The sequence below is a fragment of the Allgaiera indica genome (assembly GCF_900106675.1).
Lineage (GTDB): Bacteria > Pseudomonadota > Alphaproteobacteria > Rhodobacterales > Rhodobacteraceae > Acidimangrovimonas > Acidimangrovimonas indica.
The window spans coordinates 24,297-47,314 of the sequence record NZ_FNOB01000020.1 but is presented as its reverse complement, the minus strand read 5'-3'; the positions used below and the strand labels follow the sequence as shown (position 1 = coordinate 47,314).

The 23,018-nt window shown below is 64.8% G+C and carries 18 protein-coding genes; 4 read left to right on the top strand and 14 right to left on the bottom strand.

Annotated elements, in window-relative coordinates; genetic code table 11:
* Nucleotides 1-34: 34 nt before the first annotated feature.
* From BLV97_RS15945 to BLV97_RS15890, 12 genes are all read right to left on the bottom strand, one after another.
* Nucleotides 35-751, bottom strand: coding sequence for a class I SAM-dependent methyltransferase (locus BLV97_RS15945; RefSeq protein WP_081824915.1), 717 nt, complete (start codon nt 749-751; stop codon nt 35-37).
* Nucleotides 744-2,459 (bottom strand): glycosyltransferase, encoded by a 1,716-nt coding sequence (locus tag BLV97_RS15940; protein WP_035838627.1) that lies wholly within the window; start codon nt 2,457-2,459, stop codon nt 744-746. The genes BLV97_RS15945 and BLV97_RS15940 overlap by 8 nt, the downstream gene beginning before the upstream one ends.
* Nucleotides 2,460-2,463: 4 nt before the next feature.
* Nucleotides 2,464-3,672 carry an oligosaccharide flippase family protein gene (locus tag BLV97_RS15935; protein ID WP_035838626.1) on the bottom strand — a complete coding sequence of 403 codons (1,209 nt, stop codon included), beginning with the start codon at nt 3,670-3,672 and terminating at the stop codon, nt 2,464-2,466.
* Entirely contained in the window at nt 3,669-5,663 is a 1,995-nt protein-coding gene (locus BLV97_RS15930; RefSeq protein ID WP_160169145.1) for an alginate lyase family protein, read from the bottom strand. The genes BLV97_RS15935 and BLV97_RS15930 overlap by 4 nt, the downstream gene beginning before the upstream one ends.
* Nucleotides 5,664-5,682: 19 nt before the next feature.
* A complete protein-coding gene (gene asnB / locus BLV97_RS15925) occupies nt 5,683-7,707 on the bottom strand; it encodes an asparagine synthase (glutamine-hydrolyzing) (RefSeq protein WP_035838621.1) in 2,025 nt (674 codons plus the stop codon).
* Nucleotides 7,708-7,742: 35 nt separating this feature from the next.
* A complete protein-coding gene (locus BLV97_RS15920) occupies nt 7,743-9,866 on the bottom strand; it encodes a Gfo/Idh/MocA family oxidoreductase (protein WP_035838618.1) in 2,124 nt (707 codons plus the stop codon).
* The gene (locus BLV97_RS15915; protein ID WP_035838615.1) at nt 9,838-11,208 is read right to left on the bottom strand and encodes a hypothetical protein; all 1,371 of its coding nucleotides are present in this window, start codon (nt 11,206-11,208) and stop codon (nt 9,838-9,840) included. Before BLV97_RS15915 ends, BLV97_RS15920 begins: the two co-directional genes overlap by 29 nt.
* A 70-nt stretch (nt 11,209-11,278) precedes the next feature.
* Entirely contained in the window at nt 11,279-12,544 is a 1,266-nt protein-coding gene (wecC, locus tag BLV97_RS15910) for a UDP-N-acetyl-D-mannosamine dehydrogenase (RefSeq protein ID WP_035838611.1), read from the bottom strand.
* A 5-nt stretch (nt 12,545-12,549) separates the two neighbouring features.
* Nucleotides 12,550-13,683, bottom strand: coding sequence for a non-hydrolyzing UDP-N-acetylglucosamine 2-epimerase (wecB, locus tag BLV97_RS15905; protein WP_035838608.1), 1,134 nt, complete (start codon nt 13,681-13,683; stop codon nt 12,550-12,552).
* A gap of 459 nt (nt 13,684-14,142) precedes the next feature.
* A complete protein-coding gene (locus BLV97_RS15900) occupies nt 14,143-14,406 on the bottom strand; it encodes a KOW domain-containing RNA-binding protein (protein WP_143037563.1) in 264 nt (87 codons plus the stop codon).
* A 57-nt stretch (nt 14,407-14,463) separates the two neighbouring features.
* The gene (locus BLV97_RS15895; RefSeq protein WP_051645857.1) at nt 14,464-14,700 is read right to left on the bottom strand and encodes a transcription termination/antitermination NusG family protein; all 237 of its coding nucleotides are present in this window, start codon (nt 14,698-14,700) and stop codon (nt 14,464-14,466) included.
* Nucleotides 14,701-14,864: 164 nt separating this feature from the next.
* Nucleotides 14,865-15,545 (bottom strand): DnaA N-terminal domain-containing protein, encoded by a 681-nt coding sequence (locus BLV97_RS15890; protein ID WP_035838606.1) that lies wholly within the window; start codon nt 15,543-15,545, stop codon nt 14,865-14,867.
* A gap of 499 nt (nt 15,546-16,044) precedes the next feature.
* On the opposite strand from BLV97_RS15890, the gene BLV97_RS15885 reads away from it, so the two are divergent.
* Both BLV97_RS15885 and BLV97_RS15880 read left to right on the top strand, forming a co-directional pair.
* Nucleotides 16,045-17,340, top strand: a complete 1,296-nt coding sequence (locus tag BLV97_RS15885) for an AAA family ATPase (RefSeq protein WP_035838604.1) — start codon at nt 16,045-16,047, stop codon at nt 17,338-17,340.
* A gap of 11 nt (nt 17,341-17,351) precedes the next feature.
* Complete coding sequence (locus tag BLV97_RS15880) at nt 17,352-18,476, top strand: ParB/RepB/Spo0J family partition protein (RefSeq protein ID WP_092164142.1); 1,125 nt, start codon at nt 17,352-17,354, stop codon at nt 18,474-18,476.
* Nucleotides 18,477-18,977: 501 nt separating this feature from the next.
* On the opposite strand, the gene BLV97_RS15875 is transcribed toward BLV97_RS15880, so the two are convergent.
* Both BLV97_RS15875 and BLV97_RS15870 read right to left on the bottom strand, forming a co-directional pair.
* Nucleotides 18,978-20,033 carry a tyrosine-type recombinase/integrase gene (locus tag BLV97_RS15875; RefSeq protein ID WP_035838643.1) on the bottom strand — a complete coding sequence of 352 codons (1,056 nt, stop codon included), beginning with the start codon at nt 20,031-20,033 and terminating at the stop codon, nt 18,978-18,980.
* Between the two features lie 155 nt (nt 20,034-20,188).
* A complete protein-coding gene (locus BLV97_RS15870) occupies nt 20,189-21,286 on the bottom strand; it encodes a tyrosine-type recombinase/integrase (protein WP_035838598.1) in 1,098 nt (365 codons plus the stop codon).
* A gap of 126 nt (nt 21,287-21,412) precedes the next feature.
* Here BLV97_RS15870 and BLV97_RS15865 point away from each other — a divergent pair, with 126 nt between their 5' ends.
* Together BLV97_RS15865 and scpB are read left to right on the top strand one after the other, a co-directional pair.
* The gene (locus BLV97_RS15865) at nt 21,413-22,309 is read left to right on the top strand and encodes a DUF1403 family protein (RefSeq protein WP_051645856.1); all 897 of its coding nucleotides are present in this window, start codon (nt 21,413-21,415) and stop codon (nt 22,307-22,309) included.
* A 4-nt stretch (nt 22,310-22,313) separates the two neighbouring features.
* Nucleotides 22,314-22,889 (top strand): SMC-Scp complex subunit ScpB, encoded by a 576-nt coding sequence (scpB, locus tag BLV97_RS15860; RefSeq protein WP_035838595.1) that lies wholly within the window; start codon nt 22,314-22,316, stop codon nt 22,887-22,889.
* Nucleotides 22,890-23,018: the final 129 nt, after the last annotated feature.

Sequence of the window (23,018 nt, the reverse complement as noted above, 5' to 3'; positions counted from 1 at the left end):
AGAGTGGGCATGGTCCGCACCGCCTCTGGCAGAATTAGTTCGGCTTGCGCAGATGGCCGATCAGCAGGATGCGCAGGCCGGAAAGGCCGGGCACGTGGGTCACCGCCCTCTGATAGACCATCCCGATGAAGTAGGTCAGAGCAGAGAAACGCAGATATTCCGGCCGGTCCTCCAGAAGTGCGATCTCCGCGACCTCGAACCCGGTCGCGGCGGCAAGCCGACGAAGCTGACTGCGCGAGTTGAGCCGGTAAAGCGTGGCGAACGTGTCTTCTGCCTCGCGGCCGCGGGTCCGGTTGAAATATTCGTGGAACCAGTGCGGGGTCGAACGGGCGATCATCGGCATGTAGTGGTTCCTGTTGGGCGTCTTGAAAAGCAGATGTCCACCGGGGCGCAGAACCCGTTTCGCCTCGTTCAACACCTCCTCGGGGGCCGCGAGATGCTCCATCACGTTGTCGGCCACCACGATATCGAAGCTCTCGTCCGCATAGGGGATCTCGCCGGCATCGGAGACCCGCGCATCGTCCAGCCACGGGTTCTCCATGACCCGCGGGTCCAGATCGACGCCGCAGACCCGGGCGCATTTGCCGCGGAAATTCATCTGCTCGACGATGCCGGCGCCCGCGCCGAGGTCGAGCAGATGCATCTCGGGTTCGAGCAGTGCGAGTACCCGTTCACGCAAGGCGATGTCATCCCAGTTGTCACGTGTGTGCGGATACCAAAGACGATCCAGCCTGTCCCTGAGCCTACCCATTGCCTTGCACTCCGTTCCCTGCGTCCTCTTCGGTCAGAAGGCCAAGTGTGTCCATGCGATCCAGGATGTGACCGACATGGTGATCCCAGGTGAAATTCTCCAGCACATGGTCCCGCGCGCGTTCCGCCATGGCCTGCGACTCTTCCGGCTCCGCTACGACCTGGCGCAGCGCCTCTAGCATGGCGGTCTCGTCGCCGGGCGGGAAGAGCCTTGCAAGCGGCGGCGCCGAGGTCCGGCCATGAAACTCGCCGCGCAGGATGGTCCCGATCTGGTCCAGATCGGCGGCCACGATCGGGCGTTCCATCGCCATGTATTCGAAAAGCTTGGTCGGAGAGCCGAAGAAGATGCTGCCGTCCTTGTTGGGCATGTGCGGTGACAGGAACATGTCCGATATAGCCAGATATTCCGGCGCCTCGGCCTGCGGAACCAGACCCGGAAGCGTGACGAACTGCCGGTAGGGCGGCGCTTCGATCGCCGCCCTCACCTCCGGCATCCGCAACCCGTCTCCGACGAGCAGGAAATGCAGCTTGTTGCGCGCGACAAAACCCGGGTCCTCGTCGATCAGGCGCCGGATCGCCCGCGCCAGGAAATCGACCCCATGCCACATACCGAAGGTGCCGATGAACGTCGCGACGCGGGCGTCCGCCGCGATGCCGAGGCGGTCGCGCAGCGCCGCCCGGCGGGCGGAGTCGAACCGGGCCGGGTCAAAGATGCGCGGGTCGATGCAGTTCGGATACATCACGATGCGGTCCCGCGGGATGCCCAGATCCTCGAGTTCCTGCGCCAGCGGAGCTGAAACCGTCACGAGCAGATCGGCAGCCTTGACGACATAACGCTCCGCAGCGACGGCGTCGTCGTGCAGGGTCAGCTTCTGCCCCCAGTTGGCGGCGGTCCAGGCCTCGGACCCGTTGTACTCGACCACAAGCGGCACGCCCGCCTCTCGGCTCAGCCCAACGCCAGAGATATTGTGCAGGGACATGCGCTGGTAGACGAAATCGACCGGACGGCTGCGGGCCGCCTCAGCGCTCACCTGATCGGCGGAGCGGTGGAACGCGTAATAGTTTAGCTCCGCCGGGAAAGCGAGCAGCCGGGGCGCGGGAATCTTGACATGTACCGCCCCGTCGGTTTCGGTCGGCATCGGCTTGGTGCTCACATAGTCGATCGAGTAGTTGCGGGCGATCAACCCGTCGATCACGCCCTTGATGTGGCCCAGCGAGCCACCGGCGGAGAGCCCGAAGGACAAGTTCGCATCTAGAAAGATCGCGTGTCTGCGCGGCGGGGCGACCTTCGGCGCGGGGTCGCGCGGGGCCGAAGGCTGGCGCGCCTGCCTCTGGACCCGCCGCAACGCGCGGCGCGCGACCACCTGCTCGGCGCCGCAGGACCACAGGATCGGCAGGATCTGCCACCACGGCATCGGCGCATGGGTCGAATCCGGCCAGAACACTACGATCTGCTTCACCCGCGTCGCGGCCGCCAGCAGCCTGAGCGGACCGACGAGAGGACGACTGTTGTCGCCCTCGACAGCGATGATCAGCCGCGACCCTCTGAGGTTGCGCATATGCGACCAGAGCCCGCGCAACCCCTCGTTACGGATCTTGCCGACCGGGTGGTAACCGTCGATCGCGCCAAACGCCCGCTCCAGCTGTTCCTTGAACGGGGCGGTCACCGGAAAGTAGCTCAGGACGGATTGTGACGTATGTTTTGCCATTGGCTTATCCCTTTCGGGTCATTTGTACGGCAAGGGCGGAAAGGCCGATCAGGATGAGCAGCATGCTGATCGTGAAAGAGATCGGGATCGCGATCGCCCCGAAATGTGGGATCAGGGCGATAGACAGCGCCGTATGAAGCACCGTCGCGGCGATCCAGATACCGACCTGCGCCAGCGGGAAGCCTTCCGAGGACAGGAATTGCGAAACGACGATGACGATCGACAGAAGGAAGATGCTCGGCAGGAACGCGAGCACTAGCGGCACCGCCGGTGCGTAGTCCCTGCCGAAGACCAGCGGCAACGCCACCGGGATCACCGCGGCCAACATCACCAAGAAAACCGTTATTGCCGCCGCAAGCTTCAGCCCGATCCTCCAAGTCTCGGCAGCGCGGTCCTTGCGGCTCGGAAGCCGCATCAGCGAGGGCATCAGCAGCAGCCCGACAGTGCTGGGAAGCAGGCCAAGGCCCTCTGCGATCTGCTGGGCTATCGAGAATTGCCCGACGACCGCCATATCTGCCCTGGATTGCAGGATCAAGATACCGATCCGGGTCATCAGGAACCCGGCCAGCGTGGCGAAATAGGCACGCATCGAATAGGTCACGCCGCTTCGGAAAAGCGCGAATGACGGACGCAGCGACCAGCCGCAGTCGGGCATGAGGGCGAGGATGCCGGTAACGCTCGAGATGGTGAAGCCCGCAGCGGCGGCCCAGAGAAACTCCGTCGTGTCCGCACCCAGCGCCGCAGCAACGCCGGCGCTGCCGAGCGCGAGCGTTCCAGAGAAGATGATCAGCAGGTTGTAAAGCCCGACACGGCCGATCGCGACGGCGATGTTGGAGACCAGCAAGAACAGGATGATCAGCGGCGCCAGCACGAAGGCGAGCGCGATAGAGGACTGCGCGGCTGGCGCAATGTCGGACCCAAACCACCAGACTGTCGGCCAGGCCGCCAGCGGCCCCAGGATCACCGAGACTATCAGCGTGTTGGCAAGAATGTAGCGCACGCGTTCCGGATGGGCTGCGACCAGATAGGTGTTGGAGGAGTGAAGCCCCACGTTGCCGATCTGCGCAGCGATCTGGGCATAGGAGACCACGAGGAAATAGAGCCCGCGATCTTCCGGCCCGAGGGCACGGGCCGTAATCACGCTGACGCCGAAAGGGCCGACCATCGCCAGCAGACGCGCGAGAACCGTGAGAATCGTCGAGGCGATGGTCACGGCGCGGGCTCGATCCGGGCCTGCACGACGAGGCCGTCTTCAAGGGGAACGCGCAGGACCACCTTCTTGCTTGGTTGACAGACTCCATAACTTGGCGACACCTCCGCATCTTCGATCGTCAGGCGCGCCTGCCCCGGCAAGGTGCAGCGCAGCAGACGGCGAACGTCGCCCGCGACCAGCAGCACGCCGGAGCGACCGAGGGTCGCCGCGACGCGCGGCGCCAGGTGGAACGGGATCGTCACCTCCTCGCCGCTGACCGGTCCGCTCGCCTCGAACCGGTCCTCGATCGCCAGGGTCCCGCTTTGACGGTCGAGGGTAATATGGCGCTCGATCGTGATGCCGGGGGAAAGCAGGCGGTAGCCCTGGTGACGCCCCGCAAACCTGCAAAGCTGACCCTCGTCCTCGAATAGAAGGCTTTCGGCCTGAGCGTCGTCGTGCAGATGCCACAGATCGTCGTCCGACCAAGGCCGGTTGATCTCGGCGCCGCCGACCTGAGGCGTGTTGTGGCTGGCCGTGAACCTGAACCGGTTCCGGGCCTCGAAATCGGCGGTGTAGACATAGGAGCCCGGATCGACGATCAGCTCCTGCCCATCCTGCCACATCTCGAACGACAGCGCGTCGTTGTGCCCGTGCCCGCCCAGACCGCCAAGCCCGATGGGGCCGCAGTCGATCGTCACATGGCTGCGCGCGTCCCGCATCACGAAAAGACCGCCGTCGCGGAAGCCACGAGAGCCGGGTTCCGGGGGCGTCTCGGCCGGCCGCGCGCCGAACACCCAGTGAACTTCCTGTCGGCACTCCGGCGGGGCGGTCATCGCCGCCCGCGTCCCGAGGGTCAGGTCGATCAGGTCGGGAAGATATCTGTGGTCGTCGAGGGGCTGCAGCCCGAAAGGCAGGGCCCGCGCGTCGTCGTTGTCGCCCCAATGTGGCGTGGTCCCGTCGTTGCGGCACAGGTGACGGGTCACCTCGGCCATTGCCCTCAGCCTGTCCGCGAAGACCGGCGAAGGCATCGCCCCCGAGGCCGCGCGGTAATGGGCCGCGATCCAGAAGAGTTCGGCCACCAGACGGTGGTAGGCGCTTGAGGCCTCGAAATCCACGCCGTCGGGATGCACCTGCAGCACGATCTCGGACTCGAGGATACGCCAGCCCGTCTCGGCCCAGCTGCGGGCGCCGGTTGTGCCGTCGAAGAACAGTCCCGCCCAAACCATGCCCGCGGCATCCGCAGTGTAATGGTTGCCGTTCACCCGTCCGCGCTCGATATGGCGCTCGACGAAGACGCCGTGCATGTAGAGCGCCCGCAAGAACCGGCTACGGAAATCGGTATCGGCCCAGGACGCCGACCCCGCGAAGACGTGAAACAGCCACACCCACGTCAGGATGCGCAGCGCAGGCTCCATGGTGCAGGACCAGTTGACGCTGTAGCCGGTGGGGTTCTGCGCGATCCATTCGTTGAGGACGTCGCGGGCAAAGTCCGCGAACCTTTCCTCTTTGGTCATCGCATAGGCCTGTCCGACCGGGATGAGCCATTGTAGGCGTGAGATTTCCCACGGCATCTTGACGTCGCTCGGCTCACCCCGGTTGGAATACTCGATCCGGCGGCAGAATTGCGGCGGCCAGCGGCGTCCGACTTTCGGGTCGAGATGCCAGTCGACCGGGGTGCCAAGCCGGATCGGCCCGCTGCCGAGCAGTTCGATCTCGCGCCGCATCGCGCGTTCGGCACGCTCGATGATCTCGGCGCGCTCGACCTCGCCCATGAATGCGTCGGCCGCGGCGCGGTCGGTCACGAAGTTGAAGGGTCGCTGCGCCAATGCCGTCCAAGCGGCGCCGAGCTCGCGATACCCCATGCGTCGCGCAAGCCGCGGCGCGGTCAGCCACCGTTCCATCGCCGGCAGGCGCCAGCGGTCGATCTCCATCAGCGCCTCGCGACCGACACGGTCGAGGACGTAGCGTGGTGAGGTCAGGAAAATCCTGAAGATGCGGAGGAGTCGGCGCACGCTATATCCCTTCGGACGGTCAGGCGGCCTGGCGCCGGGGACCGGCGATCCAGTAATCATACCAGGCGGTCAGGTTGTAGAGCGTCCAGATCTCGGTACTCGCATCGGCCTTGCCCGAGACATGTCGGTCATAGAGGAACTGAACGAAAGTCGGGTTCAGGAAGCCGCGGGACATCAGTGGCGAGGCCATGATCCGGGAGATCGCGCTGCGCCCGAATTCGCCGCGCAGCCAGTCGGCCATGGGCGCTGCGAACCCCATCTTCTTGCGATAGATGAGCTCGTTCGGAATGAGGCCCTCGACGGCCTTCTTCAGCAGGTATTTCGACATGCCTCCTTTCGTCTTCCAGCTTTCGGGAATGTCGAAGGTAAAGTCGATCATGTCGTGATCGAGGAACGGCACGCGCGCTTCCAAGGAGGTCGACATCGAAATCTTGTCCACCCGCATCAGCAGCAGTTCCGGCAACCGCAGGCGCATCTCGCTGTAGATCATCCGCGTCAGCGCGTCCTGCCCCGGATTGCGGCCATCGAATTCGCTCATGAAATCCTGGATGACCCTGTAGCTGTCCCCTTCGTGGTAGCTTTCGGGCATCATGCCGATCTTCGTCGGGTAGGAAGCCGACGCCGCCGCCTGGATCGCGTCGGGGCGGATCAGGTGGCGCTTCTGCGCATCCCAGAACACCATCGCACCCGACCAGAAATGTTCGCGGTTGCGCGCCGCACGGTCGATCGCGTCGGCATAGGCTGCGCGGTTCGGATGCCGGCCGACGGCGCCGACCGCCATCTTGCCGATCGTCCGCTGGACGGGGCCGGGAAGATACTTCTGAAACGGCTGATAATAGCGGTGATACAGGTTTAGATAGCCCATGTAGCTGGCATAGCCGCAGAACTGTTCGTCCGCGCCTTCGCCGACTTGAACCCCTTTCACGCCCGCATCGTGAGCAAGCTTCGACACGAAATACAGCGGAATGCAGACCCAGTCTGCCAGCGGCTCGTCCTGGGAATAGATCAGAGTGTCGAGGTAGCTGATCATGTCGCTCTCGTCGATCAGCACCTCATGGTAGTTGGCCCCGAAATGATCCGCGGCCTTGCGGGCGAAATGTAATTCGTTGAGATGGGTGAAGTCCTTGAAGCCGACCGAGAAGGTCTCGATCGGCTTGTCCGAGAGCTCGGTCATCAGCGCCAGGTTGGTCGAGCTGTCTACCCCCCCCGACAGAAACACGCCGATCGGGACGTCCGACACCATGCGCTTGCTCACGGCCTCGCGCAGGCGCCGCCGGGTTTCGCTCAGGTAGAAGTCCTCGAGCGCTGCATCCGAAAGCCCCTTGGTGACCGAAGGGTCGATGCCATTGCCGGGTTCGGAATAGTAATAGCGAGAATGTTCGACGCTGCCGTCGCCGGAGATCTTCATCCAGGTGCCGGCGGGAAGTTTCGAGATGCCCTTGAACATCGTCATCGGGGCGGGCGTCGTCATGAAGCTGAGGTAGTGGATCATCGCCTGCGGGTCGATGTCGCGCTCGACCGAAGGATGTTCGAGAAGCGCCTTGATCTCGGATGCGAAAATGAACTGGCCGTCGACAGCGCTGAAGTAGAGCGGCTTCACGCCCGCGCGGTCGCGCGCCAAGTAGAGCTTGTCTTCACGGGCGCTGTAGATGACGATGGCGAAATCGCCGTAGAGGCGGGAGAGCAGCCCCTCCATCCCCCACTCCTCGAACCCGTGCACGAGCACCTCGGTGTCCGAGTGGTCGGTGCGGAAGCGATGGCCCGCCGCCTCAAGCACAGGGCGCAGGTCGGCGTGGTTGTAGACCTCCCCGTTGAAGACAATCCAGACCTGTCCGTCCTCGTTCGGCATCGGCTGGTTCGCCACTTCCGCCAGATCGAGAAACGAGAGCCGGCGGTGACCAAACGCAGCCCTGCCGTTGTCGGCGATCCACAACCCCGCGCCGTCGGGGCCGCGATGCACCATGGTGTCGCGCATTCGACCGACTACTTCCGCCGAAACATGGTTCTGACGGCCATATCCGAAGATTCCCGTAATTCCACACATCGCTTGTCCCCCGGCAACTCAGATGACGACTTGACCTATTCCGCGATCAGATCTTCTACGGCGAAGCTGACTTCGGTCGTGTCCTTCTGCTCCTGTAGGGGAATGGGCCAATCGCCGCCATCGCGTAGGGCGGACGCCAGGGCTTGGAGTTCCTCGAATTGTCCCTTCTCGATGATCTTGCTCGACCAGCCGCCCTTGCCGCCCGAGATAGTCAGCGACTTGTAGTCGTTGAGCGCCATCACCATGCCGTCGCAGAAGATTTCAGCCTGCTCCTTGGGGTGCTCTTTGCTTCCCATCGCTGTGTAGATCAGATTGCAGACCGACCCGTCCTGATAGCGGATTGTGGCCGAGAAGTTGTCATTGCGATGCCAGTGACGGCTCTCCGGCACCATGGAGAATGCCGAAACCGCTTCCGGGCGCGCACCGGTCAGAAAGGTAAAGAGGTCGTAGATGTGGCAGCCCTCGCCGATATTTCGCCCGCCGCCTTCCGCGCCGTGCACCCAATGATCGCCCGGGACGAAGCCCGCGTTCATCCGATAGGTGCAGATCAGCGGCGAGGTGCGGCCGGCAAGCCGTGCCTTGGCTTCGCTCATCGCAGGCGAGAAGCGACGGTTGAACCCGGTCATCAGCAGCGGCGCGGCGCTGCGATCGCGGTAGAACGCCTCGATCCGGGCAAGTTCTTCGCGCGTTAGGGCCAGCGGTTTCTCGACGAAGACGTGTTTTCCGGCCTCGAGGGCCTGGAGGACCATCTCGGCGTGCAAGTTGTGACGCGTCGCGATCATCACGAGGTCGACCGCGTCGTTGGACAACGCCGCCTCGAAATCCGTCCCTGCATCCGTCGCGCCGAAACGCTCGGCCACGGAACGCGCCGAGAGGCCGGTCCGGTTGATCACCATGCGAAGATCGAATGCCTCCATCTTCTGCATGTTCGGAAGGTGCATCGCCTGTGCAAAGCCGCCGGCGCCGACCACCGCGACACCGATCGCGCCGCTCTTCTTGGCCCGGGTCGAGAGATTCAGGCTCGGAGAGGCGACCCGCTCCGTCTCGGGATACGAAAGTAGCACGAGAAGCGGTTTCTTGCCGTCTCCCTGCAGCTGGGAATAGGCCTCTTCGGCCCGATCGATGTCGAACGGCGGATCGAGCATGTTCGCCAGCGAGATCTTCCGCTCGGCGAGCAGTCGCAGATATTCCTGCATATTGCGGTTCTCGGTCCAGCGGACGTAGGCGATCGGATAATCTTGACCCTCTTCCTCGTAGCTCGAGTCATAGCGGCCGGGGCCGTAGGAGGTGGAGACGAGGAAATCGAGTTCCTTGGCGTAGATATCGCTGCGCTGCAAGTTCAGCCCTACGTCCCCGACCAGCACGACGCGCGCCTTCCGGCGGCAGGCCTGGAACGCCTGCGAGACGATCGCGTCACTGGCCGAGGCGGCTGTGATAACAACCGCATCCGCACCGTAGCCGTCGGTAAGCTTTGTGATGCGGTCGACCACATCGCCATCGGCGGGATTGACCCCGTCATGCATTCCGTTTTCCAGAGCTGTAGCGATGCGGGCCGGGTCGATATCGGTGCCGATCACCCGACACCCGCTCGTCTGCAGCAGTTGCGCCGTGATCTGCCCGAGAATTCCAAGCCCGATCACGACGACGTTTTCGCCTAATGTTGGCTGAGTCCGCCGCACCCCCTGCATCGCGATCGCGCCCAGGGTCACGGTCGCGGCGGCATCGTAGTCCAGGGCCTCGGGCACCGGGGTGCACAGGTTGACGGGGACGTCGACGAGCTCGGCATGGTTGGCGATCCCCGCGCCGGCGCAGGCAACCCTGTCGCCGATGCGGAACCCCTCCACATCTTCGCCGACAGCGACGATTTCGCCCGTCGCCGAATAGCCGATCGGCATCCCCGCATCGAGCTTGCCCTTGATCTGCTTGTAGACCCGCATCGCGCCCTGGTCCTTCATCATCTGTAGGGCCTTCTTCATGTGATGGGGCTGCTTGAGCGCGCGGCGGTACAGCGGAAGACCGGACATCTTGATCCCTGCCATCTCCGTCCCCACGCTCACGCAGGAACGGGTCAGCCTGACCAGCACGTTCCGCGGCGCGACGGTCGGCGCCGGCACTTCCTTCAGGAAGACGCTACCGGACTTGATGAGCAGTTGTTTCATGGATCAGAGTTCCTTGTAAAAGTGATCGCGGGCGTCCGCGAAACGCCTTTCTAGGCTTCAGCAGGAGGGACAACGCCAGGTAGACCGCGGCGGGCATCAGCGGGAAAATCACGCTGTAGCTCGACACAAAGGTCTCGAAGTGGCTGGTCTGGAAGAGGTAGTAGATGTAGTGAAACAGGCTGTAAACGAGCGTCGTCTGCGGAAAGGTCGGCTGCCCGACGTTCCGTGCGGAGATCGACGACATCAGGAACCGCGCGAACCAGAACGGCAACAGTAGCGCGAGGAACATGAGCACGGCGGACATCATCGTCCCATCATAGAACCATGAGACCATGAAACTCGGCTGCGGCATGGATATGTGCGAATTGCTCGCCGCGATTTCGGGGAACATGTAATATCCGAGTGCTTGCGGAAGGTAAGTCGCGGAATTGACGGTTCCGGGATTCTCCAGTTTCATCTGTACGAGATACGGGCCTGCCACCGGCATTCGCATCATGATGTCAAACAACGTCGAAAAGAACGAAATGCCCCCACCGGAAGATTTTATCAGGCTATAGGCCGAATAGACCGTCAGAAACGCACTGCCGATGGCCACGTTTCTCCAGTTGAACACCGACCAATCGCTGATCAGGGCGCGCGTCATGACATACAGCAGCACGATCGTCATCAGCGGCGCGACCTGGAAGAGGCCCAGGTTCATGATCACGACGGCCAGTCCCGTGACAGCAGCGAAGACGCGCATGATCGGAACGTAGCGGCCTTCGTAAAGCAGGAGCCCGGTCATCAACGCAGGCAATGTGCCGTACATGATGCCGGCCTCGATCGTGTGCAGCTGGCTCGTCGCCTGGAAGCGAAGCTGATACAGTGCGCCGATTCCGGAAATATTGCCGAAGGACAGGGTATTTCCCAGCAGCATCGGAAAGTCGCCCCCGACGAACCCCGCACAGGTGAAAAGCGTCATGCCCGCTGTCAGGAACGTCACCGCGAATGAGGACCACTGCCGGCGCGCCTTCGGCGTGCCGGCGCGCCTGAGCCGGATCCGGGGGAGCCAGGCGACGGCAAGAAGACAGACAAAGGGAATCAGTGAAAGAAAGAAGATCCGGAAATTCACGGAGCCGCGAGTGAAGAATACCACCTTGCTGAAATACAGCGAAAAGGCTGTATTTTCGAGCAGGAAGATCATGCATATGCCCAGAAAATAGGTAAGCGAATAGGAAAATATGGTGAAGCGGAACACCAATTTCTGGGCCTGCTGGAAACGTCTGTCCGCCAGTCGAAGCGTGACTGCGAGGCCGGTACCGACCGACAACAGGATCAACAGACGTATCCAGAATTCCGCCATGTCTAATATGCCACGGCCAGACGCGGCACGAGGTCTTCGCCGACCCTATGGTCAAGTCCCGGTCCCAAGGTCATTGCGCCCCGATCGTGTCGACCACGTAGTCTGACGCCACGGACCTCGAGCGGAACGCCGAATGCGCTACCAGAATCGCATGGACGTCGGCGGTCTCGACCGCGTCGTCGTAGGTGACGAGGCGCGCATTGCACAGACCCGCAGGCAGCTCCTCGATATGGGGCTCCACGACAAGCAGCGGCCCCTTGTGGCGTTGCGACATTGCCTTAGTGATCTTCATAGCCGGACTCTCGCGCAGATCGTCGATATCGGGCTTGAAGGCCAACCCGTAGCAGGCGACCCGGACGTCGTTCACGCTACGCTCCGGATGCCGCTGCAGGAACGCCGCGATGGCCTCGTCGATCCGGTCCAAGACCCACCCGGGCTTGCCGTCGTTCACCTCGCGTGCGGTGCGGATCAGCTTGGCGTCGTCCGGGGCGGACGAGACAATGAACCACGGATCGACCGCGATGCAATGGCCGCCGACGCCGGGGCCGGGCTGTAGGATGTTGACCCGCGGGTGACGATTGGCAAGGCTGATCAACTCCCACACATCGATCGCAAATCTGTGGCAGATAAGCGAAAGCTCGTTCGCGAAGGCGATGTTCACGTCGCGGAAGCTGTTCTCGGTCAGCTTCGCCATCTCGGCCACCCGCGGCGACGAGGCCACGACGCATTTGCCGGTGACGAAGGTCTCATACAGCTGGACGGCGCGCGCGGCGCAGGCGGCCGTCATACCGCCGATTACCCGGTCGTTGATGATCAGTTCCTGCATCACCTTGCCGGGCAGCACGCGCTCTGGGCAATGCGCAATCCGGATGTCCGACTCCTCGCCCTTCGTCTGCGGAAAGCTGAGGTCCGGGCGCGCCGCCGCAAGCCAGTCGGCCATTGCCTCGGTCGCACCGACCGGAGAGGTGCTCTCGAGGATCACCAGATCGCCGGACTTGAGCACTGGCGCTATGTTGCGCGCCGCGGCCTCGACATAGCTAAGGTCTGGGTCGTGGTTGTGGCCCTTGAATGGCGTCGGAACCGCTATCAGAAAGGCCTCCGCGGGCTCGGGCTTGGTGGTTGCGCGAAGGTATCCGCCCGAGACTGCAGCACGCACGATGATGTCCAGATCCGGCTCGACGATATGCACCTCCCCGCAGTTGATCGTGTCGACCGCGCGCTGATTGACGTCGACACCCACGACCTCGAGCTTGCGCGAGGCCAGCATCGCCGCGGTCGGCAGCCCGATGTACCCAAGGCCGATGACGGAAACACGCTGGAACGCATGATCGGACATTATGTCTACCCTCTCTCGAGACCGAAGAATTTAACGATGGTGTCGCGGATGCGCTTTGACGCAAGTCCGTCGCCGTAGGGATTGTGAGCGCGGGCCATCGCGTCGAAGGCCACGCTGTCGTCGAGAAGCGTAGTGGCTTCGCGCAGAATTTTCGCAGTGTCGGTTCCTACCAACTTAACGGTCCCCGCATCAACCGCCTCGGGCCGCTCGGTCGTGTCGCGCATCACCAGAACCGGCTTGCCTAGAGACGGCGCTTCTTCCTGAACCCCGCCTGAGTCGGTCAGAATGAGGCTCGCCCGCCGCATCAGATGCACGAAAGGCAGATAGTCCTGTGGCTTGATCAGTTTCACCCTCTCAAGCGCGCTCAGATTTTCCTCGACCGGACCCTTGACGTTCGGGTTGAGGTGGACCGGATAGACGATCTGCACGTCCTTCCGCTCTGCCAGCGCGGCGAGCGCGGCGCAAATCCGTTGAAACCCGCCGCCGAAGCTTTCGCGCCGATGCCCGGTCACGAGGATCATGCGCTTCGACAGGTCGAGACCGAAAGCACGGTCGAACGCCTCGCTTTGCTCGGGGCTACGCTCCAGCCGCTCGACCACATCGAGCAGTGCGTCGATGACAGTGTTTCCCGTGATCGAGATGGTTGCCGGATCTACCGCCTCGCTCTTGAGGTTTGCGGCCGCCCGTTCGGTCGGCGCGAAGTGCAGGCTGGTTATCGTACCAGCTATCTTCCGGTTTATCTCTTCAGGCCATGGCGAATAGATATTGCCGGTGCGTAGCCCGGCTTCGACATGCCCGACCGGGGTCTGCTGATAGTATGCCGCGAGCGAAGCCGACATGGTCGTCGTCGTGTCGCCATGAACAAGCACTAGGTCGGGCGCGAACTCTTCCAAGACGGCCTTGATGCCCAAGAGCACAGCGGTTGTGACTTCCGTAAGACCTTGCCCCGGCTTCATGACGTTAAGGTCATAATCCGGCACGATGTCGAACAGTGTGAGAACTTGATCGAGCATTTCCCGGTGCTGGGCGGTCACGGCAACCCGCACGTCCAGACCTGCTGTCGCCTTCAGTGCGTCGACGACCGGGGCCATCTTGATAGCTTCTGGCCGCGTGCCAAACACCAGCAACGTCTTTTTCATCAAACCTCCTCCGCGTCACGCCAGATTGCGAACAAACCAAGCCTCTCAGGCGCACGCAGCTCTTATCATGACCAAACGCACAGAATGGCAAGTGCGGAAACATATTTCCACTGCCGGCAGCAACATATTGCGCTTGGATGCACCGCTTCATGTTTCTCTCAACAACACCGAATTCAATGCATTTTCATGACATGGTGAGCGACCCAGGACCCCAAGCGCGGGAAAACCCAAACACAGAACAAAATACTCCGTGGATAGGCTGTTGGAGCGGCGCGACCCAAGGACAGAGAGTTCACTCAAAATGACAACGACCACAAGAAAATTTGATATCCGACGACGACGCTGAAAGACCTTGTTGCGTTGATCGACAATTTTGGAGACTGAATGGCCCCATGGGTCGTGGACGCTTTTTCCCCTCAGGCCTCACTAACCGGCTTGCAGTCCCCTTGGCTGGATGATTCACAGCCGGCGAGCCCATTGCGTGCGCTGACACCGCTCAGGCCCCCACGGCGCGCAACACCTTGGAATAATGCGCGCGATCCGCGTCTTCCGCCCCATCAGATCCAGCAGCACCCAGACGCGCTGGTCGAGGGCCAACTCCTCCACCCACGCGACGAAGTCGAGAAACGGACCGGCACCGATACGCACGTCGTCGCCCGGCCGAAACGGAGTGGCGGAATCGAAGACCCCTGCCCCATCGCAGCGTGCCATGAGCCCGGTCACGACTTCCTCCGGCACAGGTTGCGGCACGTTGCCCGCGCGAACCAGACGGCTGATCCCCTAGGTCCCGTTGATGGCCCGCCATAAGCCGCGTGTGGGATCGAATGCGGCAAACAGGTAGCCCGGAAACAGCGGCCTCAATCCCGTAGAGAACTTGCCGTTTCCCCGCCGCGTCTCATGGTGCCGCGGAAGAAAGATCTGAAAGATCTTCCGGGTTTGATTGCACTCGGCGAGCTGGTAGCAATTGGGCTCGAGCTGCGCCAGCCACCGGGCCTCGCCAAGGTTGTTTTTCGACATGCGGCTCTCTGACATCCACTAATTCCCAGCATTGGTCAGGGAAAGTCACCTCTGGTGTCGTAACAAGACAGACTTCGGTCAGAAAGGCCGTCCTTGGCCCATCAGATAAGAAACCCTCGTGGTTGCATAAACACCACGCGCACCCGCCTAAGATGCGCGCGCCCCTACCCTTCCACCCGCACATCCCGAATCGCCGGCTCCAGCCGCCGCACCGCCGCCAGCAGCCGCGCCGCCAGATGGGTCTGGACATAGCTCGCGTGGAATCGGCTTGGCGCGGCGAGGACCAGACAGGCCTCTTCCACCCCGACCTCCTGAAGCGGCCCGAACCAGGCGCCGTAGGCCGCCGCGTCCTCGCCGTGCAGCGCCGCCTGCACCCGCGCCCAAAGAGAGCCATCCGCCACCGGCGGCGCCACCGCGCGCAGCGGCACGACGTTGCTCGCCCCCCCTGCCCGCTCGGGCGGTGCCGCGATGCGCTCCTCGAAATCCGCGCCGATCCTGGGCCAGACCGGGCGCGTGTCCTCCATCATCCGTTCCAGATCCAGCCCGTAAAGGCTCACCCGTCCCCGCGCGCCCTGCCGCTTCGTCACCAGCCAGCCCTGGGCGCGCAGCTTGGCCATCTCGCGCTTCACCGTCCGCGGATCGACCGACCACAGCCGGGCGATCTCTTCCTGGCCCATGCTCAGCTCATCGCGCTTCCAGTTGTAGCGGGTGGTGATCAGCGCCATCAGCCGCAGCACCTGGCGTTGGCGATGCTTGTCACCGGCCAGCGCAAAGGCCATCAGGGCGCTGAGAAGGTCGTATTTCCGCGACGCGGCCTCGCGGCCGACGGGTTTTACCAGTTGCATCCCGGTCTCCTGTGACGGCGGGTGCATCCCCCGCCGCGCCGTGCCTCAGTGTCGCGGACCTTCTGACCTAGGAACCGGCGGGTCCGTCATTCGGCAAAAGCGTCAATCAACAACGCTTTTACCAACCTTGAAGCCATTAGCGTCCAGTTCTCCGATTCTGTCAAGCAGGTGGTCCGTCCGGCCCCTTCCCTTCCCCAAGACCTTTCGTAGAAAGATAGGTTTTCTGGTGAAGGGGGGCGTCCTGGATGTCCCCTATTAGGGCGCTTTTGTCCCCCAATATGGCGTAGGGGCGCGCGGGCTGTCCCCTATATATCGCGGGCCACACGACTGGCTGACCCCCCTGCCCCACCGCGAAGCGATTCGCCCCATCCCCTTGCGGCGCAGGGCCGATCTTCCCCGCGGGGAAGGTGCGCCCCTAGTCTAACTTCTCTTTTGCAATTTTGGCAAATCCGGCGTATTTCGGTTTCAGGCAGGAATTTACGTCTAAGAGGCAGTGACGATGTATACCCACGAAGACCTGGCCCGGCTTCAGGCCCAGTCGCTGAAGATGCAAAGCTGGATCCGGCAGCAGACCTTCAGCCCCGAAAGCACCAAGACGCTGCGGCGCTTTTCCTCCTGGGAGGTGTCGGAGCTGATCTTCCGCATCAACCAGTCCACCTTCCGTGGCCGGCTGGCCGCCGACCCCGCCCTTCCCGGCGGCGAGGTCGAGGCGGACGGTCGCCAGCGCTGGTTCTCGCTCGACGAGATCAACGAGCTGCGCCGCCGCATGAAGATCAACCGCAAGTCGCTGATGCCCCCCCGCCCGGCCGGCAAGCGCGCCTTCCGCGCCGCCGTCGCCAACTTCAAGGGCGGCGCCGGCAAGTCGACCGTGGCGCTGCACCTCGCCCATGCCGCGGCGCTCGATGGCTACCGCGTGCTGGTCGTCGACTTCGATCCGCAGGCGACGCTGTCGCATTCCATGGGCCTCAACGACGTGGCCGAGGATTTCACCGTCTGGGGCATCATGGCCCGCGACCTGATCCGAGAGACCGACCGCATGAACAGCGCCGTCGTCGGCGCCGCCACCGGGACCGCCCTGCCCCACCGCAAGCTGCCCGCCTCGATCCGCGATCTGGGCCTCGGCGATCTGCGCCACCACGACTTCATCAAGACCACCGCCTGGTCGACGATCGACATCATCCCCTCCTGCGCCAACGCCGCCTTCGTCGAATTCGCCAGCGCCCAATACCGCCACCTCAACCCCGAATGGTCGTTCTTCGCCGCCGTCTCGCGCTACCTCGATGGCCTCGCCGACGACGATTACGACCTGATCCTGTTCGACTGCCCCCCGGCCATCGGCTACCAGTCGATGAACGCGGTCTTCGCCGCCGACATGCTCTATATCCCCTCGGGCCCCGGCTATTGGGAATATGACAGCACCACCTCCTTCATCGGCCAGCTGGCCGAGGCGCTGGAGGATCTCTCCGAGGGGTTCGACGGAACCTTCCCCGCGGGGAAGATCGCGCTGCCCAAGGCCTTCACCGACATCCGCTTCCTGATGACCCGGTATGAGCCGGGCAACGACCTGCACCGCGCGATGTTTCAAGCCTTCCGAAAGGTGTTCGGTGATCATGTGGCGGAACACCCGATCGAGATGACCCGCGCGGTCGAGCAATCCGGACGCTTCCTCAGCTCGGTCTACGAGATCGACTACCGGGTGATGACCCGAGAGACCTGGCGCCGCGCCCGTGCCAGTTTCGACCGCGCCTATGACGAATTCAAGGCCAGCGCCATCGCTGCCTGGGACAAGATCTGAGGAGAAGAGCCATGAGCCGCAAGCGCCGCATGTTCGAGATCGAGATGCCCGAAGGCTCTGACGAGACGCCGCCCCAGGCCGCGCCGGCAGAGCCTTCCCCCGAAACCTTCCCCGCGGGGAAGGCCGCCCGTCGCGGCCCGATGGCCACCGCCATCACCGAGGCCGCCCAATCCGCCCGCGACCGCCAGCAGGTCGAGGCGCAGATCCGCGCCGAGAACGACGCGCTGGCGCATGAGCATGTGCGGCTGAAGAAGCTGGGGCTGGTGATCGACCTGATCCCGCTCGATCAGGTCGAGACCTACAAGCTGACCCGCGACCGTGCCCGCGGGCCGGACCCGGAGCTGGCCGAGCTGACCGAATCGATCCGCACCATCGGCCTGTCGAACCCGATCCGGCTGGAGGCCCGCGCGGATGGCGGCTATGAGCTGATCCAGGGCTACCGCCGCCTCAGCGCTTACCGCGCGCTTCTGGAAGAGACCGGTGATGCCGATCTCTGGGGCCGGATCCCCGCCGCCGTCGCCCAGCCGGGGGCAGAGCTGGAGGCGCTCTACCGTCAGATGGTCGATGAGAATCTGGTGCGCAAGGACATCTCCTTCGCCGAGATGGCGCAGCTTGCCGTCGACTATGCCGCCGATCCGCAGACCGCCGAGGCCGACCCCGAGAAGGTGGTGGCGCTGCTGTTCAAATCGGCGGGCTACCAGAAGCGCAGCTATGTGCGCGGCTTCATCCGGCTGCTGGACCGGATCGGCCCGTGCCTGCATTTCGCGCCGGCGATCCCGCGCGCGCTGGGGCTGCAACTGGCCAACAAGCTGGAGGTCGAGCCAGAGCTGGTCGCGCGGATCCGGGCCGAGCTGGACGGCTGGGAGAATCGCTCGGAAACCGATGAGCTGGAGGTGCTGCGCCGGGTCAGCGGGGCAGGGGATCTGGACCCGGTCGCCGCGCCGACGCCGCGCGTGGCGGTGCCCGCGACCCCGGGCAAGGCCAAGACCAGCTTCCAGATCGACCGGCGCGAGGGGCGGGCGAAATGCACCGCCGCCAATGGCCGGCTGGAAGTGCGGCTGGATCGCGACTTCACCATGATCGACCGGCGCCGGCTGGAAGACGCGGTGCGCAAGATGCTCGATCAACTCGACTGACCTTCCCCGCGGGGAAGGTGGGTTTCGGCCCGGAGCGCCGGGATAGAGACGAAAATCTGCATCAGTTTGCGCCCTGTTGCCGCCCGGTGCGCGCCGAAGGCGCAGGGCGAGCGCCTGCCCGGTCACGCCGGAGGCGTGCCTGCGGCACGACCGGGCTGGCGCTTCGATGCGCTCGATCACGCTCCCATTCCGGCAGAACCTTGCCGCCATAAATGGCGAAGCTCATCAGGCGGGGGGCGCCACCCCACGTTCAGGCGCGCGCCCTGCTTGGGCCGCACCCTTGCCGCCGAAACCTTCCCCGCGGGGAAGATCTGCTGTGATCCGCTTTGGGGAAGATTGCGCTGTGGGGAGGCTGACCGCGCCCGGGGCTATGCCCGGATCGTGCCCTGGGCTCCGCCCGGATCGTGCCCTGGGCTCCGCCCGGATCGTGCCCTGGGCTCCGCCCGTTCGGTGCTCAAACGCTCCACCGGAGCGTTTGCCGGGCATAGCCCGGATCGCACCTCACCCCAGCAGATTCCCCGCCGGGTTCTCGGCAATCTCGACATCGTCGTAATAGCGCTGCGCCTGCGCCATCGACTTGTGCAGGCTCAACCGCATCGCCGCCTGCAACGGCGCGCCGTCCAGCGCCGCCTGCGTCAGGAAACCCGACCGCAACCCGTGGGGCGAGGCGTAATCCTCCGCCAGCCCCGCCAGCCGCAGCCGCCGCTTCACGATCTGATAGACCGCATCGCCCGACATCTGCCGCGCCAGCACCCGGCCCGACTTGCTGATGGCGCGAAACAGCGGGCCGTCCTCGATCCGCGCGGCCTCGATCCAGTCGACCAGCGCCCGCGCCGGGCGGCCCTTCAGCACCAGAGTCGGCGTCTTGCCGGTCGGCGTCGTCTTGGTCCCGGCCAGCCGCAGCCGGATCAGCCCCTGCGCCGCGAAGCCCTCCAGCCCGACATCGGCGCGCATCAGCGCCGCGATCTCGGACCGCCGCCGCCCGCCCGAGGCAAAGCCCAGCATCAGCATCGCCCGGTCGCGTCTTCCCCGCGGGGAAGGTTCGCAGCTTTCCAGCATCGTCTCCAGCACGTCGCGGGTGATCGGATGGGCCGATTTCGGCGCGGGCTGGCGGGCAGCGGCGCGGCGGGCCTTGCGGCGGGCCTCGGCGATCAGCGGCGCCTCGAACGGCGAGGGCAGGTTGCGCATCCGGTGGAACGTCCGCCAGCTGGCGATGCGGCGATCCAGCGTCGCGGGCGCCGGGCAGGCGAGGCTGCGGCGCAGGCCCCGGGCGATCAGCCCCTCGGCCACCTGACGGGCGGGATCGTCCAGCGCCGCCTGCGTCAGGTCGATCGCGTGGTCAAGGATGAAGCACAGCGCCACCGCCTCGCGCTCGGGCCAGTCCAGCGCGCCGCCGAAGCGCACGGCCTTCCATGTGGCGATGTAGAGCAGGTCACGCTCATAGGCGCGCCGGGTGTTCTGGGGCGTGCCGCGTATATAAAGCTCGGTCAGCGTCGCCGCGTCCTGTTCGGAAAGCATGGGCGGCAGCGACAGGGCCGGGGCTTGGGGCAGGGTCATGGCGCGCAGGATGGGCCGCAGGGCGGTGGAAAGCAAGAGGCATGATAAGCGAATATTATCATGTCTAATGAATGCTCGGTCGCCCATGGTTCCGGGTTTCACTGCAAGCGGTCGGCTGAAATCCGGGGGGTCGTAAAGCCTCACGCCCCGGCGGCTCACAGCCCGGCCGCCTTGGTCAGGTTGATACGGAACCTGTCCCTTCGGCGCTGGTAACGGCGGGTCATCTCGGCCGAGGCATGGCCGAGCTGCTTTTGCACATGGCGCTCATCCACCTCGGCGCTGCTGGCAAGCCCGGCGCGCAGCGAATGGCCCGAGTAGAGCCGGACGCGCGCGGCCTCGGGCAGATCGGGGCGCAGGCCGGCGTCGCGGACACACCGCTTGATCAGCCGCGCGACATGCTTGTCGGAAAGCCGCTTGTCGGTGGCTTTCAGCCCGTTGCGGCTGACCGCGACGAAGAGCGGGCCGAAGTCGATCCTGGCATAGTGCAGCCATTGCGTCAGCGCATGCACGGGGCAGGTCTGGTCGGTGGAGCCGCGGGCGATTTCGACTTCGCGCCAGCCGGTCTTGCCGCGCAGGGTGATCAGCACGCCATCTTCAAGGATCTCCACCCAGCCGCCGCTGCCCGGGGTGTCGTCGCGGCCGACGTCGAGGCGGACGATTTCCGAGCGCCGCAGGCCGCCGGCAAATCCGATCAGCAGGATCGTCCGGTCACGCAGGCCGCGCAGATCGTGGGGCAGGGTGGCCAGCATCGCGCGCAGGTCTTCCGGCATGATCGCCTCTTTCTGCAGCGGCGGCCGGGCGTGCCGGCGGCGGATCCCGGCAAGCACGCTGGCGATATGTCGATCCCTGCGGTCGAGCGGCTGGCCGCGCTGCGCATAGTGCCAGGAAAGCCCCGAGAGGCGCCGCTCGATCGAGGCGACGGAAAGGGCAGGGGCCTTGCCCTCCGTGGTCGTCCCGGGGGCCGCCAGATCCGCGATATAGAGGCCGATCAACTGCGGCGCGGGCGGCAGGGGGTCCGTGCCGCGCATCCGGCACCAGCGGGCGAAGTGGGTCCAGTCCTTCGCATAGGCCTTGCGCGTGTTGTCGGAGGCGGCCTGACGGGCATAGTCCCGCGCGGTGTCGCCCAGCCGGTCCAGCGCGCCTGATCCCGCGACATGAGAGGGCAGGGCAATGGCCTCGCCGCCCTGATGTCCCTCAGGGGGATCGGGGCGTTCTGGCGGCTCTGAGGGCGATTTTTGGGGCGTTTCGAGCATGATTTCGAGTCTAGCCCCAGAGCGTCCGATAATGCAATATTATTGGACATGAAAAAGATCGCCATGGTGCGGCGGTTGTGGGGCAATTTACTGGCTCAAACCGCCGGGCTGCGTTAGGCTTCGGGCATGGTTCATCAGCCGTCCAGCTTCAGCCCCCCCGCGCCCGCGCTCGCACCACTGCCGCGCTGGATCAGCGCTGCGCGCCCGCAAACCGCTGAAGAGACGGCGTTTTGTGCGGGCGCTGCGTTGGCGCATCTGCACGGCGAGATCGCCCGTCCCGAGGTGCCGAGGGCGTTGCTGCGTGCGCGGTTGGCGCTTGGCGCGGCGCAGGCGGTGCTGCGGCTGGAGGGGCGGCGTGAAGTCCTCGCGGCCCTGCGCGACGCGGTGCATCTGCTGGGGCCGGGGGATCAGCCCGATCCGCTGGGCGCGGCCTGGCTGCTCTGGCGGCAGGCGGCGGCGCGGCCGCTGGCGGCAATTGGCGTGGTGCTGCCGGAGGTGCCGGAGCGGTGGATCGCCGCCGCGCTCGGGCTGGGCCTCGGACTGGGGCAGGGGGGGCTGACGCACCGCTTCGCCGGTGTTTTGCAGCAGATCCTTGACGAAGACCCGCGCGCGGAAACCCCGGCGCTGATCCTGGCCGAAGCGTCAGCCTCTCGTGCGCTGGGGTGGGATCATCTCACGCCGCTGATCGTGGCGGGGCTGCGGCCGGGGGATCTGCGGCTGCGCGGCGCGGATCTGCGCCGGGCGTGTGAAGCGGCGCTTTTGCGGCAGGCGCCAGAGGTGATGCAGCTGACCATCGAGGTCACGCGCGGGGCCGGGCGGCTGCGGGCGGTGGCGCCGAAGCTGCGCGCCAAGGGGGCGGGGCAGGCGGTGGCGCTGTTTCTGTCTCGCGACGCGCTGGCGCCCCGTGATCTGGCGGCGCTGATGTCGGACCGCGCCGCGCGGCGGCTGTGTGAGCGGCTGGTGGAACTGGGCGCTGTGCGCGAGCTGACCGGGCGCGACAGCTTTCGCCTTTACGGGGTGTGAGAGGATGGCTGAGCTGGACCGCGAGTTGCCCGACCTGCCGCCCGATCTGCGCTGGCGCGAATGGCTGCGGCGGGTCGAGGCGGTGTTGTTTGCCTCCGCCAGCCCGGTGCCGCGGGCGGATCTGGCGAAGGTGGTGGGCGATGTTTCGGTCGATCTGCTGATCGGCGATCTGGCGGCCGAGCTGGAGGGCCGCGCCTTTGAGGTGGCCGCGGTGGGCGAGGGCTGGATCCTGCGCACCCGACCGGCCTATGCCGCGGCGGTGCGGGCGGCGGCGGATGTGGGCGATCAACTGCTCGATCTGCGGGAGTTCGACGTCGCCGTGCTGGCGGCGATCGCCTATCACCAGCCGATCACCCGCGACGGGCTGAAGGAGATTTTCGGGCGTGAGATCAGCCGCGACCTGATCGGCCGTTTGCACGCGCGCGGCCTGATCGCCACCGGCCCCCGCAGCCCCCGGCGCGGCGCGCCCTATACCTTCGTCACCACCGAGGCGTTTCTGGTGGCCTTCGGGCTGGAGAGCCTGCGCGATCTGCCGGACCGAGAGCAGCTGGAGGATGCGGGCGTGGGGGCGTCTGGGTGAGCAACGCTGCTGCGTGCTCTGGATGCGACCGGATGGTTAGGCTCTGCCTGCTGGCACCACCCAGCCAACAAAGCTCAAAATAGATTTTGGAACAATGGCGACCTGCGGCACGCCTGGCTGAACGATGCC